The following is a 12,005-nucleotide window of genomic DNA, read 5'->3' on the forward strand; positions in this document are numbered from 1 at the left end:
ATGACGCTTTCTTTTTAAAATCTAGTTCTCTTCTAAAAAATGGTCGGTACTACTTCTTCTTCCTCTTGAACATGCGACAATCTATTTAATTGCTGTTCTAATTCCCTATCCATATGTTCATAGCCAGTATCAGGATGCCAGCATTTATAATTAATAGGAGATATACCTGGAATAGTGACATAATTGTGAAAAGCAGTTAATCCCCATCGCTTGGTGTCAACATCTAACTGATTAAAACCTTGGGCAGCAATAGCATGATTAAGAGCATCTTTTAATTCACGTGCTTTTGTTTTGCAACACGATAATGCCAATACATATGCCCCTAATACAGCATACTGACCATTCATGATCAAAGCCTCTTCTACATATTGTTGAAAACTTATATATTTTTCTTCAGTCCTGATTGGCGATGAATTTGGAATTATCACTTTAGTAAAAACTCCCTGAGCACTAACGCTTTGAGGTAGCCCTAATTTTAAAATTTCTTTAGTCGTTTCATTAAGTGCAGGGTGCATACTATTAAGTAATTCAGTTAATTCTTCACTTGTCAGCCTCTTATCCAATTTTTTTGTTAATTTGGTAGACACTAATGTGGTAAATTTTGGTAAAACATCCAAAGCCGTATTATCCATTTCCCTTAGTGACGCTGCTGCCGATTGCACAAAGCTAATAATTTGCAATTGAGCGATTACTTCTCTGGCGTTTTCTCGAGCCTCATTGATTATTTTACCCAGCTTTTTATAGAAACCTTTATCATCCTGAATGTAAGGAAATTGATCACCTACTTTTTGTTTTTCGCCAGTAGCACTTACTAATTCTTGCTCAAGATAGGCTTTATACGCTTCACAGCAAGTGGCAATAGTTGCATCATCAAGTTTTCTTTTTTTAAATTCAAAATCTTCTTCCAAAATCTGATAAATAGTGCAGTTATCATCAGGAGTATAACCAAACATAGAGTATAAACCCCAACCATCACCATATGACTTTTTGATGCGTAAATAACGATAGATAACAGCACCTAACAATATTCTCTGCATATTGTTAATTTTTGGTACTTCCCCTTCTAGTTGCAATTTGGAAAGCAATTGATAAATACAAGCGACCTGATCGCGTCTTAACTCTGGTGTTGTACTTACCAATAGCCCTGATTTTTTGCGAATTTTACTGTTGTATTTAGTCTCCAAAGAACTTATTTTTTGACGCATTTGCTCATAGCTTGGGGGAATATAGCGATTTATCAATTTATTGAAATAGTCATGGAGCATATTCGTATTGGTATGTAAATCCCGATAACCTGGAGGTTTGTAGCCCATATAATCTCCTTAGAATAGGCTTTTAATTCCTATTTTTGTCATTAATCCCGAAAATAAATTGTCCCAAGATAAACTCGCGGTAACCTGTTCTTTTTGGATATGAAGATTCCCTTGCATATTTGAGGGAAAAGCTTGAAATAATTGATGTGTTTGTTGGTATTGATTACTTTTTTCATAAACCCAATTGCAAAAATCATCTAACTCCTCAAGACAGGACTTATAAAATTCTGGTTCGAGTTGACTCAAAGAACTGAGTCCAAGATGCTGCTGGAATAATTTCAATAAAGGTTTATTTAAATAGCTTTGCAAAAGATTATCATATTGATACCACACATAAAGATAAATACCGACTAAAACATGATACCTGATACGAGGTGTAATTTCTTTTCCTGAACAAGTTACGCCTGTGTAAAAATCAAGGCATTCTGCTGTTTGGCGGATTAAATCAGCATCATTAAATAACTGTTGATTGGTAATAGAAGGGAAACAAGTACAAAATAAGCCACCGTAGGACACTCGCTCGACTAATGCATGAGTTAACGATACCGCTAAATTTTTTGCCTTAAATTGCAAATCCTCATACACTGGCATGGTTTTCTCCTTGCAAGCCCTTCGCCCGCACTTAATACAGCGAGCCTGCTACCCAAAGCCCTCCTTGGGAACCTTCTTTTTTTATAACAATCTGCCAAAGAATTTGCAACAATTGAATGATAAATCTTCATTTGACAAATTTTAAATCAATTTGTCGCACTAAATTTTGATGAATATTATCAAACCCACGGTTACTCATGACCAATACAGCATCACCCGGGCGAATTTTTTCAACTACCGCATTAATAATACTCTCAGTGTCCGGTAAAATCTGGTAAGAACACTGCCAATCGTGAACAGTCTTATCAAGACTAAAATGCTCGGGGCTCAAGACATAGGCATGATCAACAGCCGATAAAGCTTGCGCCATTGCTCCCGCGTGTACCCCAGTTTTCATGGTATAAGAGGCAAACTCTAAAACTGCCAATATACGCTGATGGCGACCACTCTGTTTTAACGCCTGTACGGTTTTTGTTATTGCCGTAGGGTGATGGGCAAAATCATCATAAACAGTAATACCATGCCGCTCGGACTTAACTTCGAGCCTTCTTTTAACAGGTTTGAACTCTGCCAATGCTCGAGCTGCGGTCTCAATATTTACTCCTGCATGATAACTCGCAGCAATGGCTGCTAAACCATTCTCAATGTTAAATTGACCAATTAAAGGCCAGTTAACGTCGGCCACTGGTTTGCCTTTATGCCAAATACGAAAGACTTTTCCACTCTCTTCAAGTAGTTCAGCGCGCCAAGTTGCATCCCCTGTAAAAGCCAAGTCTTCCACTGATGAAAAAACTCCTTGTGCTAGCACTTGATTAAGGGCAGCATCATCTCTAGGTTTTATAACGATGCCTTTTCCTGGTATAGTTTTCAGGTAGTAGTTAAATTGTTGTTGAATTGCTTCCAGATTGGCATAAATATCCGCATGATCAAATTCAAGATTATTAAGAATGGCCACTTCGGGTCGATAATGCATTAATTTAGGCCTTTTATCAAAAAAAGCACTATCATACTCATCAGCTTCGATGACAAACCACTCGCCCTGACCTAAACAAGCACTGGTATTAAAATTTGGAGCAACCCCTCCGATAAGAAATGCAGGATTAAGACCAGCCTGTTGAAGAATAAATGCCAACATTGAAGTAGTGGTAGTCTTTCCATGAGTACCGGCAACAGCTAACACACGGTAACGAGACAAGATATTTTCCGCCAGCCATTGAGGCCCCGAGGTATAATTTTTTCCGGCATTAAGTACTGCTTCCAGTACTGGCATCCCTCTTTTAATCGCATTACCTATAATGACCGTATCGGCCTTTAAAGCTTGTGCCGTATCTTCATAGCCTTCTGTCCATTCAATCCCTTTCGCTTTTAACAAATCACTGATTGGGGGATAGCAATTTGCATCGCAACCAGTGACTGTATAACCTGCTTCACGCGCAAGAATTGCCAAAGCGCTCATAAAAGTTCCACTAATTCCTAGGATATGTAAATGCATGCTTTTTCTCATCGCCAAAATGAAACCGTTAAAATATTACAGGCTAATAATCCAAAACTTGCCAAGACAGCAGTTAGATTATCTACCTCCAATGTCAGCTTATAAACATGGACAGTCACTAAAAACTGCCATACAGTTAACACCAACGTTAAAACCAAATAGATTAAACCTAATATTAATGCTAAACCATGACTTACCTTTGCTGCAGCCAAAGCCGGAGCAACGATTAATAAAGGTAACGCAAATATATGCACTATCAAATGGCTAGCCAGCAGTGAAGTAAGGGATTGAACCAGCCGACTCACTTTATCGTTAACTTTCAATAATACAAAAGTAAAAATAAAATAAACAAGAATTAAACAAACGCCCGCAGCGATGGCGCTTAGCAATTCAAACTGCTGCTTAATATCAGCCATATACCACTGAAGTATAATCAGGGTAGAAAACAAAAAAGCGATAAAAACTAACAAAGGTACTGAATAAGGTGTGTTGGCAGGACTTTCCTTAAAGGTAGCCACTAGCCAATAACGTTTTAAAATTGCCTCCCACATGGCCAATCCTATAATCTTTTTTAACTATTTGATTTTCTTATAATTTTCACCTGCTGCACAACCGGTTGCCGCCAAGGACCTGAAATTTTGTAGGTATAGCCACTTATTTTTTGCATCCCATGGTTAATTAACTTACTGGCTACCCACGTTGCAATCCCCGCAATAGGCCCTCCTGCAATCGTTGCTACGACCGGAAGACTTGCCGTTATATGTGGATTAACTTTTAAATTAAGATCATAGTATTGTTTGGCGATATCCAAATTTCCTTTCATGCTTGCATAGGCAACAGGACCATCAATGTAGCTATCCTTGGTTGTCATTACTCCCTTATCAATGACAAAGCTACCATTAAACTCATCGAAACTATAACCGTCTTCCGATAAATCGCTAAAATCTAGCTTAAGCCTACGGGGAATGGTCTGTAAACTGAGAATACTGAGCAATTTTCCCAACCCTAGTTTTTCTTCAGTTTCCGGGCTTAGGTTGGTAATGCGCCCATCTTTAAAACGCATTGCCATTTGTCCATGAAGCCTGGTTAAGGAAAATTCATAGATTGCACCGGGCCAACCCCCTCTAAATTGAACATTCCCTTTATCCGCTTCAACAACTGGACTTATTTTCCATTCTTCCAAGCTTTTGGCCAGATTAGTGATATGCAAATCCGCCTGGAGTTGTGTTGCATTAATTTTGTCTTTCTCGATCCAAGTGCCTGTGGCTGCAAACTCATAAAACGGCGACTTGATCTTACAGGAATTAAGTTCCCATCGATGTTTAAACGCTTTTGTTTTTAATGAAACATCCCCTAGATTTAAATCTTTCACCTGAAATGAAGCAACCCTTAAATCAAGGTTAGGTAAATCAGCAGGCTTTAATTTTGAAACTGCATGTAAGTTAACCGGATCATCAAGATCTAAATGCAGCCTTTCAATCAAACCCGTTACTGTATTACTAGAAGGCTGATAACGAAGATTTGCAGCAATTTTCTCTTGGTTCAGATGAATTGACCAACTGCCTTTCTCATATTTTTGCGCTTTTATAGAAAGATTTTTATAACGTTGACTGAAGACTTTAGCGAGCCCCAATTTGACATCAATTAAATTTATCGCATTGGGTACTTCCTGTTGATTATCCGTGGTTATCCTCTCTCTTATGCGAAGCCATTGTTGCAAATCAAACTCCGGTAAAGTTCCTAAAATTTGTAATCCATGTTGTTGCTCTTTGTTTACTATATTCTGGTTTCCTAAAATAATTTTTCCCTGTTGCAAAGAAAAACCATCTTTATTTCCTAAGAATAATAAATCACTGCTGAGACGATCAGCATAGTTAAAATGTAGTCGTACTGCCTTTTGCGGATTAAAATCAACATCAATTCTTAAGGGCATCCTGCTTTCCTTTACTTTCCCTAAAGGCGTGGGTAAATCAATAGCTACACCTTGGAGCGAAGTTTGAATACGCAAATGATCCAAATCACTGGGTTCATCGGTAATGGTTAACAAACTTTCTAACCATAAAGAACCGTGCATGAGTGAAAAAACAGGCAATTTAAATTTATCACGCAACACCGATATGTTGGTTTGACCTTTAACCCTAACTTCGGTTGAAGGTGTAGACCCTTTGATTGATTTAAGAAGAATAGAAACAGGATTACCCAAGAGTAAGGCTCGCAGATTACTATCCAGGACGCTACTCTGATCAAATTGCAGGGTTCCTGACAAACCTTTTAACTCGATATCATCGAGAGCATGATGTACTTTCAAGTGATTGTTATTAAAAGCAATATCTCCCAAAGCCAGGATATCGTCATTTTCAGGATAAAGAGGGGCTTCTAATTGTAAATCCAACGTTAATGGCCCTTTTATATCCAGTATATTTAGAGCAGATAACTTTTTCTTAAGCGGCGAAGAACGCACGTAAGATAAAGCTTTCCTTGCATTTGTTTCTGTTTTCGTATGAATTAACAAGGTTTCACGATCTAAACCTAAGTCATTAACACGCAGGTTACCTTTCTCAACCTCTATTCCTTGAAGATTGGCATGGATAATGTCTGCTTCAAGAGTACGTTTATTAACGTTTAAATACGCCTCAATATCCCGAGTCACAGGCCAATTATGCGCAAAAACCAGATCTACACCGGATAAATAGCTCTTGATCGAGAACTCACCTGGCGTTGTGTCGAAAGGAAAATCATTCATATTACCATTGATTACCAACTCTCCCGTGGCTTTTGCAATACGTTTAATGTCGTTTTTAAGCCAGGCATCCAACTTGGCTTTTAAATGTCTGGAAGGTAAATAGGTCATCCATTCCTCGGCATGATCTGCAGAAAACTCTGCCTTCAAACGCACCGCGCCTAACGAATCGTTCGTCACTTCATCAGCTACTCCCTGGGCACTTAACAAAAGATGCGGATGGCTAACAACAAATCGCTCCATACTTACGCGTAAACCTTGTTCTAACCTTTTCCAATCAAAGGCAGCATTTAACATGGAAAATGTGACAGGCGGTTGCTCTTGAGGGGCAACAATTATGTTTTTACTATCGAATTCCAGACGCCCTTCATCAGGCTGCCAGTGAATTACACCCGATAAATTCTCAAGGCCAGGATAGTTATGCTTCGGTAACCAGCCAACGTTTACAAAACGTGAGAGAATATAATTAACCTTTTTTTGATCAATCTGTAGCTGTGTATCATGCAATTCACCAAATGGTTTTATTGATAGAATAGTATTCATTGATTCAGGCCAGGCAATCGAGGTGGAGAAAAGAGAGTGCAACAGGATATTTTTAATGTATACGAAATAATTTTGCGTGTCTGGTTCATAACGGATTAAAAATGAATTTTCTGGCCAGGACGCACCACCCAAACGCAAACCAATGTGATCACCTGCAAGTTGCCATCCCCCCTTTTTTTTCAACTCCCACGCTAAATTTGCATGTAATGATTGTATTAATTGATCTTTTTCGGTTTGGGTATCCGCCCAAGCCAAATGATCAAAACTCAACCTTGCCTGGGCATTAGCAAACTTTCCTTTACTGACATCAGCCCACAATTGAATATCACCTTTTCCCGCCACAAAACGAAAACGTGCCTGAGGAATTAATTGTTGCCATTGTGCGGGTAATAGTTCATTCGCAGCAAAGAAAACATGTCCTGAGGTCTTATTTAATGCATCCGCATCTAAATACAAATCAGCCAATAGTGCAAAATGAGTTGCTGTGGATTGTCCTAAATGTGCGTTACCTTTAATACGATAACGACCTGAATGATTGGCAATGCTTAAATCAAAATCATCAAAAGGAATCAGGGAGCCATTTTTAAGATAAAGATTGGCCGAGACATCTTTTAAAATAATTTTTTGTTGCGCTAAAATCCATTGCAAAATTGGCTTTAGGGTTTCAAAATCAAAAACCATATCTTGTTTATTGGTAATGCCTTCTATTTCCCACCCATTGTCCGTTTCGTGCAAATTTAAATGCAAATCATCGATATACAAAACACCGGGTTGAATTTGCCAATGCCACAGTGAACTAAAGAGATTAATGCCAACAAATAATTTTTTGAGTTTAAGAACAGTTTTGGAACCCTCTAGTACTTTAACCTGATTTAATTTAATAACCGGTTCAAACCAATACCATCCAGTCTCCATAGCATTAATGGTTACAGGCTCGCCTAGTAAGGCAGACAAATGATATTCCACGTCAGACTTGTATTGTGTTGCCCATGGAGTTAAGGCACGGAACAGGCTGGAAATAACCGCGGCAGCAATAATTAGGATAGCTAATAATATCCAACATCGTTTGATTAATTTATTCACCGCGTTTTACATTAAAGTTAATCATTGAACCTTTACTATACCACTGCTTTTGTGCGTACTCATCACTTTCTTTCTGTTCCATTCGTTCCTGTTTTAAATGTTGCTGCTCTTCCAAACGTTCAATTATACGTTTTACAGCATCCTGCTCAGATTTCGCCTTGATGCAAACAGCCTCATAATGCGACCGTTGTTTTGCAAGCTGTGCCAGATGTTGATTCATATGCCCCAATGCCGTATCAAGTTGCGCAATAAAATCAATTCGATTCCGTAGACGTCCTACCCTGCACCCTGCATCACCCAAATTATGAAGTTGTTGGATATAATCTTGACGGTATTCCAATAATTGATTGTGACGGGATTTATCTGATAAAAATTGCTCACGTGCACGAACCAAATTTTCAATAGCTACCTTGGTAGCGCGCTCCTTTATGGCCAATAACTTTAACAAACGTTCTTTCCGAGAACTCATGCTATACCTTCTTCATCCAATAAAGCTGCCAGATTGGCAAGCAACTGCAAGCTAATTGCAAAATCTACTTTCTCATCCATATTCTGAACAATATATTCATTAATTTTATCACGAAATTTGATTGCTTTGTCTAATTGTTTATCATTTCCTTTTGAATAGGCACCTAATAAGATGAGATCTTTATTTTTTTCGTAAATTGATAAATATTTTTTTACTAGAAGCATCTGTTTTATTTGCGTTTCTGTAGCAACATTAGGCATTACTCTACTAATCGATGCTTCAAGGTTAATAGCAGGAAATTGTCCTGCCTCAGCAAGTTCTCTATCTAATACGATATGACCATCAAGAATGGCTCGTGCTGCATCCGCAATTGGATCTTGCTGATCGTCTCCTTCGGTCAATACCGTATAGAAGGCAGTAATAGACCCGCTACCAGGTTTACCGTTACCCGCACGCTCTACTAACTGTGGTAATTTAGCAAATACTGAAGGAGGATAACCTTTCGTTGCTGGAGGTTCTCCAATCGACAAAGCGATTTCACGTTGTGCTTGGGCAAAACGGGTGAGAGAATCCATCAGTAGTAAAACATGCTTTCCCTGGTCACGAAAATATTCAGCAATACTCGTCGCCACCATTGCCCCATGCAATCTCATCAAGGGGCTTTCATCTGCTGGGGCCGCTACGACCACTGAACGACGAAGCCCCTCCTCCCCAAGATTATTTTCAATAAACTCTTTGACTTCTCGTCCACGCTCACCAATTAGCCCTACAATAACAAGATCAGCCGCTGTAAAACGCGTCATCATACTAAGGAGTACAGATTTTCCTACTCCACTACCTGCAAAAAGACCGATCCGCTGACCGCGTCCTATTGTAAGTAGTCCATTAATAGCTCTCACCCCGACGTCCATAGGAGTATCAATTGCCGCTCGTTTTAAAGGATTAAAAGGTTGACTAGTTAGTGGGTAGTTTTCATAGGTTTCAATTGCTTCTTTATCATCAATTGGCAACCCGGCACCATTGAGCACCCTTCCTAATAAATTATATCCCACACCCACTTGCGCTACTTTACCACTGGGAATAATGAGCATCCCTGGCCCGATACCCTGAGTATGTCCAATAGACATCAAATAGGCGTTTTCATTGTCAAATCCAACGACTTCAGCTTCAACCTGTTCTGTTTTATTAATTTTTACCCAACATCTTGCCCCGACTGTCTGATGAAAACCACGAGCCTCCAAGGTAAGTCCAACAGCCCTACTTACCCGACCACAATGGAGCAAACCCGAGGTAGGTGTTAAGCGCAAGTTTTTTAATGTGTTTATTAACTGTGATTCATAACTAACCATTGTGAGAATCTTCGTCTTGAGGATTTGCTACTTCAGCGAGTTGTTTTTTAAATAGTTGCTGCAGGCGGGTTTTTAAACGTCCATCTAACTCGCTATAGTTACTTTTTAGGTAAAAATCACCCCGTTCCAATTTTTCATCAACCACAAGAATATTGCTTAATTCAACAATCTCCTGTTCATTAAGAATATTATGCAGCAATTCTACATCAACTGGATTCATGAAAAGCTGTTTATCGCCTTGAAGAGAAGGCAACTCTTTTTTTATTTCTTCAAGTAGTATCAATAACTTCTCAGGATGAAACGATATTTCAACACCAATACAAACTTCACACACCCAAGCAATTGTCTGGATTAACTCATAGCTAAGTTGTTTATCAAGAAGTGCTACAGGTTTTTTTAAAAAATTAATCCAACCAAATAACTCCTGCTTTTTTGTTTCTAGTTCGAGGGCGGCCTTTTGCATGCCTTCCTGATAACCTTGCAATTTCGCTTCCTCGCGTAATTTTTCACACTCCTTGGCAAATTCTTCCTGAGGATCAATTTCGATAACGGGTTCAGGAGCAGACACTTTAAGTTCCCAAATATTAAAATCCTCTTTATTTTTCTCTTGATAGAGCGGTTGAAACTCATTGTCCACGTGTAGCCTCTTAAAATGTTAGATTCTTACTTATTGACTGGATCGCGGAATCCATAGGTTCAAACGCCGAGTAGGAATGATTAAATCATCTCATCACCACCTTTAGTACCTAGGGCAATTTTTCCTTCCTCAGCCAAACTGCGTGCAATTGCCAGTATGTCTCGCTGCGCTTTCTCCACCTCGCTTACTTTTACAGGCCCTTGCATTTCCAAATCATCTCTTAATAAATCAGCTGCTCGTTTTGACATATTGCCAAAAATTTTTTCCTTTACAGGTTCTGTGGTGCCCTTTAGCGCTAGCATAAGTTGTTCCGTTGAAATGTCACGTAGCAAAGTTTGAACGCTACGATTATCCATATCAACCAAGTTTTCAAAAACAAACATTTTGTCTTTAATTTTTTCACAAAGCTCAGTATCCCACTCCTGAATCCTATCCAGAACATCCGTCTCCACAGAGCCATCTAGAAAGTTAATGACATCAGCGACGCTTTTAATTCCTCCTGCTGAAGCCGTTTTTCCTACTTTTTGTCCACTTAACTGTCGTTCAATAACATGACCAAGCTCTGAAATAGCCTCTGGCTTTACGGTATCAATGGTACACATGCGCAATAAAACTTCTGCCCGTTTTTCGGAGGAGAAGTAACTGACAACTTCTGCGGATTGCTCACTGTCTAAATGAATTAAAATAGTTGCAATAATCTGCGGATGCTCGTTACGAATAACATCAGCAATTAAACGTGCGTCCAGCCATTTAAGACGATTAAGGCCACTGTCCTTATCAGAAACAAGAATTCGATCGATAAATGGGATTGCATTCTCTTCGCCCAAGGCATTAATTAAGATAGTCCTAAGGTAGTTTTCGGCATCCACTGTCAAACTGGTTTGATCTTCAATGGCATTTAAAAACTCGCCAAGAACACCTTGCATCTTAGCTTTACTCACACTACTCATGGTAGAAATGGCCATTCCCACTTTTTGTACTTGTCTTGGTTCAAGATGCTTTAATACTTCGGCAGCATTTTTCTCGCCCATGCCCAAAAGTAAAATTGCAGCCCGTTCTATTCCATCCATGTTTATCCCCGTTCAACCCAGGTCTTTACTACTTGCGCTACCCGCTTGGGTTCTTTGTCCACCACCTGGCGCAGTAATGCCAGTTGTGACTCATAATCATTCGCGTGAGGTAACAAATTTTGTTGTTGTGCCTGATAAGTGAGTTCAGGCTGCTCAGGTTCTTCCTCTTCTTTACGCTGTCCAACTAACGATTTAAATAAAGGTCTAAACAGTCCAAAAACCAGCGCCAATAGAAAGAGAGCAGCCCCAATTTGTTTTATTATTGACCAAAATGAATCTTTTTGCCAAAAATGTGGTTCAGGAATAGCCTCTATAGGCTCTGGTTTGACAAAATGACTATTCACTACATTAATGCTGTCCCCTCGCTTGGGATTAATACCAATTGCATTAGCCACCAGGATTTTAATTTGATCAATTTCAGCCGGCGTAAGCGGTTTTGCTTCCATTTGTTTCGTTTTTGGATTCAAGATCGCTCGATCATCCACCAAAACGGCCACCGTTAGTCGTTTAACTGTTCCTGGTTGATTTTTTGTATGACTAATTGTTTTATCCAATTCAAAGTTTTTTGTCGTTTGTGTTCGAAAATCATTGCCCTGCGCTGTATCTGTATTGTTGGTTATTTGATTATTATTTTTATTATCATTGTTGTTATTATTTGGCTGTAACGCGGCATTGGCGGGGGGCGTATTGGATAAAGCACCAGGGACTCCACTCGGGG

The 12,005-nt window shown here is 39.2% G+C and carries 10 protein-coding genes; all 10 read right to left on the minus strand.

Features of this window, described 5'->3' with window-relative positions:
• Nucleotides 1-32 precede the first annotated feature (32 nt).
• On the minus strand, nucleotides 33-1,313 hold the full coding sequence (locus Ljam_RS07070; RefSeq protein ID WP_058449418.1) for a hypothetical protein: 1,281 nt from the start codon (nucleotides 1,311-1,313) through the stop codon (nucleotides 33-35).
• A gap of 9 nt (nucleotides 1,314-1,322) precedes the next feature.
• Nucleotides 1,323-1,904 carry a hypothetical protein gene (locus Ljam_RS07075; RefSeq protein ID WP_058449419.1) on the minus strand — a complete coding sequence of 194 codons (582 nt, stop codon included), beginning with the start codon at nucleotides 1,902-1,904 and terminating at the stop codon, nucleotides 1,323-1,325.
• Between the two features lie 127 nt (nucleotides 1,905-2,031).
• Nucleotides 2,032-3,396: a UDP-N-acetylmuramate:L-alanyl-gamma-D-glutamyl-meso-diaminopimelate ligase gene (gene mpl, locus Ljam_RS07080; protein ID WP_058449420.1), complete on the minus strand. Its 1,365-nt coding sequence runs from the start codon at nucleotides 3,394-3,396 to the stop codon at nucleotides 2,032-2,034.
• Nucleotides 3,397-3,404: 8 nt separating this feature from the next.
• Nucleotides 3,405-3,947 (minus strand): hypothetical protein, encoded by a 543-nt coding sequence (locus tag Ljam_RS07085; protein WP_058449421.1) that lies wholly within the window; start codon nucleotides 3,945-3,947, stop codon nucleotides 3,405-3,407.
• 20 nt (nucleotides 3,948-3,967) lie between these two features.
• Entirely contained in the window at nucleotides 3,968-7,762 is a 3,795-nt protein-coding gene (locus Ljam_RS07090; RefSeq protein ID WP_065235529.1) for a YhdP family protein, read from the minus strand.
• Nucleotides 7,755-8,231 (minus strand): flagellar export protein FliJ, encoded by a 477-nt coding sequence (locus Ljam_RS07095; RefSeq protein WP_058449422.1) that lies wholly within the window; start codon nucleotides 8,229-8,231, stop codon nucleotides 7,755-7,757. Before Ljam_RS07095 ends, Ljam_RS07090 begins: the two co-directional genes overlap by 8 nt.
• Nucleotides 8,228-9,580 carry a flagellar protein export ATPase FliI gene (fliI, locus tag Ljam_RS07100; protein WP_058449423.1) on the minus strand — a complete coding sequence of 451 codons (1,353 nt, stop codon included), beginning with the start codon at nucleotides 9,578-9,580 and terminating at the stop codon, nucleotides 8,228-8,230. Before fliI ends, Ljam_RS07095 begins: the two co-directional genes overlap by 4 nt.
• On the minus strand, nucleotides 9,573-10,217 hold the full coding sequence (locus tag Ljam_RS07105; RefSeq protein WP_058449424.1) for a FliH/SctL family protein: 645 nt from the start codon (nucleotides 10,215-10,217) through the stop codon (nucleotides 9,573-9,575). The genes fliI and Ljam_RS07105 overlap by 8 nt, the downstream gene beginning before the upstream one ends.
• Before the next feature lie 80 nt (nucleotides 10,218-10,297).
• Nucleotides 10,298-11,287, minus strand: a complete 990-nt coding sequence (gene fliG, locus Ljam_RS07110; RefSeq protein ID WP_058449425.1) for a flagellar motor switch protein FliG — start codon at nucleotides 11,285-11,287, stop codon at nucleotides 10,298-10,300.
• 2 nt (nucleotides 11,288-11,289) lie between these two features.
• On the minus strand, nucleotides 11,290-12,005 hold a 716-nt coding region (locus Ljam_RS07115; protein ID WP_274519492.1), incomplete at its 5' end, for a flagellar M-ring protein FliF C-terminal domain-containing protein.

Origin of the sequence: Legionella jamestowniensis (assembly GCF_001467745.1) — a bacterium.
GTDB classification, from domain to species: domain Bacteria; phylum Pseudomonadota; class Gammaproteobacteria; order Legionellales; family Legionellaceae; genus Tatlockia; species Tatlockia jamestowniensis.

Excerpts from the sequence above, each read along its gene's own strand:
- Ljam_RS07070 (WP_058449418.1), bottom strand. The coding sequence starts at position 1,313 with ATGGGCTACAAACCTCCAGGTTATCGGGATTTACATACCAATACGAAT.
- Ljam_RS07075 (WP_058449419.1), bottom strand. The coding sequence starts at position 1,904 with ATGCCAGTGTATGAGGATTTGCAATTTAAGGCAAAAAATTTAGCGGTA.
- mpl (WP_058449420.1), bottom strand. The coding sequence starts at position 3,396 with ATGCATTTACATATCCTAGGAATTAGTGGAACTTTTATGAGCGCTTTG.
- Ljam_RS07085 (WP_058449421.1), bottom strand. The coding sequence starts at position 3,947 with ATGTGGGAGGCAATTTTAAAACGTTATTGGCTAGTGGCTACCTTTAAG.
- Ljam_RS07095 (WP_058449422.1), bottom strand. The coding sequence starts at position 8,231 with ATGAGTTCTCGGAAAGAACGTTTGTTAAAGTTATTGGCCATAAAGGAG.
- fliI (WP_058449423.1), bottom strand. The coding sequence starts at position 9,580 with ATGGTTAGTTATGAATCACAGTTAATAAACACATTAAAAAACTTGCGC.
- fliG (WP_058449425.1), bottom strand. The coding sequence starts at position 11,287 with ATGGATGGAATAGAACGGGCTGCAATTTTACTTTTGGGCATGGGCGAG.